Source organism: Microcystis sp. M53603_WE2 (genome assembly GCF_030065435.1).
Window position 1 is genome coordinate 1 of record NZ_JASJFF010000813.1, and the last position, 1,330, is coordinate 1,330.

Annotated in this window: 1 protein-coding gene; it reads left to right on the top strand. The window is 50.8% G+C overall.

Annotated elements, in window-relative coordinates; genetic code table 11:
• Positions 1-1,330 (top strand): peptidase domain-containing ABC transporter (locus PX481_RS17350; RefSeq protein ID WP_288095194.1); only part of this gene is annotated, 1,330 nt, incomplete at both ends.

Here is a 1,330-nt window from a genome sequence, read left to right on the forward strand (position 1 = left end):
AACACCCCGCCCTGAAAAAAACATTACTACAACGGGCGCGGGAAATTGACCAACTTCTTGGGACGAAGACAGAAGAAACGGACAAAAAAAGCGATCGAGCCTATTTCCCCTCTCCGGCGCAGCGGTTAGGTCACTGGATCGGGCAATCCCTCCGCCGTTATCCCTTCTTCGAGCAACAGTCCGCCTCCGATTGCGGGGCGGCCGGTTTAGTCATGATCGCCCGTTATTGGGGCAAAAGAATCAGCGTCAACCGTCTCCGGGAACTGGCCAACGTCAACCGCGACGGGGCATCGCTGAAGGGACTGATCACGGCGGCGGAAAATATCGGCCTCTCCACCCGTCCGGTAAAAGCGACCCTAGAGGGATTAGTTAAACAACCCCTACCGGCGATCGCTCACTGGGAAGGCAAACACTTCGTTGTTATCTGGAAAATTACCGCCAAACAGGTGATTATTGGCGATCCGGCGATCGGGCAATTAACCCTAAGTCGTGCCGAATTCGCCAGTAAATGGACGGGATTCACCCTTCTGCTGCAACCGAACCAGAAATTCCGGGACACGAAAGAGGATAAAGCCTCACTCTGGCAGTTTTATCGCTTACTGGAACCCCATTGGTTCGTGCTGCTGGAAATTTTCGTCGCCTCGCTTTTTATCCAAATATTCGGCTTAATTACGCCGATTTTCACCCAGTTAATCCTCGATCGAGTGATCGTGCAGGGTTCGTTAACCACCCTTTGGGCGATGGGTATCGGTGCGCTAATTTTCGGGGTTTTTCGGGTGGCAATTACTGGTTTACGCGCGTATCTTCTCGATCACACCGCTAATCGCATTGATACGGCATTAATCACCGGTTTTATCCGTCATACTCTCAGCCTGCCCCTCGGTTATTTCGAGTCCCGCTATGTGGGCGATATTATTTCCCGCATCGGGGAAAATCGCAAGATCCAGCGTTTTCTCTCTGGGGAAGCTCTCTCGATTTTACTTGACTTATTAACGGTTTTCGTGTATGTGGCGGTGATGTTCCGCTATAGCTGGCAATTAGCCCTCATCAGTTTGGCGATCGTGCCACCGTTCTTTTTCCTTGCGTTAATTTCTACCCCTTTTCTCCAGCGAATATCCCGGGATATTTTTCAGGCGATCGCTAAAGAAAGCAGTTACCTGATCGAGATTTTAACCGGTATTCGTACCGTCAAATCTACCGCCACAGAGCGCTCGACCCGTTGGCACTGGGAAGACCTTTTCTCGGTGGAGGTCAAGAAAAATTTCTCCGGGCAGATCATCGGCAATAATCTCCAGATATTCAGTAATCTGATCGAATCTTTAGCGACGAC